This window comes from Streptomyces sp. AC627_RSS907, from assembly GCF_019049165.1.
The window spans coordinates 1-573 of sequence record NZ_JAGMUE010001012.1 but is presented as its reverse complement, the minus strand read 5'-3'; the positions used below and the strand labels follow the sequence as shown (position 1 = coordinate 573).

At 64.6% G+C, this 573-nt stretch carries 2 protein-coding genes; both read left to right on the top strand.

The annotated features are described in order from the left end of the window. Positions 1-8 precede the first annotated feature (8 nt). Positions 9-287 (top strand): Scr1 family TA system antitoxin-like transcriptional regulator, encoded by a 279-nt coding sequence (locus KUM32_RS45535; protein WP_374227612.1) that lies wholly within the window; start codon positions 9-11, stop codon positions 285-287. Between the two features lie 10 nt (positions 288-297). Further along, positions 298-498 carry a DUF397 domain-containing protein gene (locus KUM32_RS39965; RefSeq protein WP_217146624.1) on the top strand — a complete coding sequence of 67 codons (201 nt, stop codon included), beginning with the start codon at positions 298-300 and terminating at the stop codon, positions 496-498. The last annotated feature ends 75 nt before the right edge of the window (positions 499-573 follow it).

Below are 573 nucleotides of genomic sequence, written 5' to 3'. Positions count from 1 at the left end.
GCCCCAACGTGACTATCCAGATCCTGCCGTTCGATGGCCCGGTTGCTTTCGGCACGTCCTTCACCCTTGCCGTGCCCGCAGAGGTCGAGCTGAGCACGGTTGTCGTTGGACACGTTGAGAAGTCGCTGTACCTAGGAGATAGTGACTCGCTTTCCAGGTACAACCAGTGGTTCGCTAGCCTGAGCGATAGGGCGCTGCCTCCCGTGGACGCATCCGTGCAGCCAGAGGCACACCGTGTGAAGGACTCGCTGGGACTGATCCAGCGAATCTTGTACTCCTTGCTATAGGAAGGCATGGATGAACCAGTTGCGTTGGCGCAAGTCGAGCTTCAGTGAACCGGGCTCGGACACGTGCGTAGAGATAGCCGGCAGCTCCACCAGCGGTCCACACCTCCGCGAAAGCACCGACCCCGCCACGGTGATCACCACCACCCGACCCGCGCTCCGCGCGCTGCTGGTTGCCGTCAAGCGGGGCCAGTTCGCCGACGGGGCGCGCTGACGGCGAGGGAAGCCCAACGCCAGCGACTACGTCAGGGACGCGCGGCGCTCGCGCCACTCCGGGGCGAGCACCGAC

What these genes read in the sequence shown, in the direction of transcription:
- KUM32_RS39965 (WP_217146624.1), top strand. Translation starts at nt 298, where the DNA reads ATGAACCAGTTGCGTTGGCGCAAGTCGAGCTTCAGTGAACCGGGCTCG.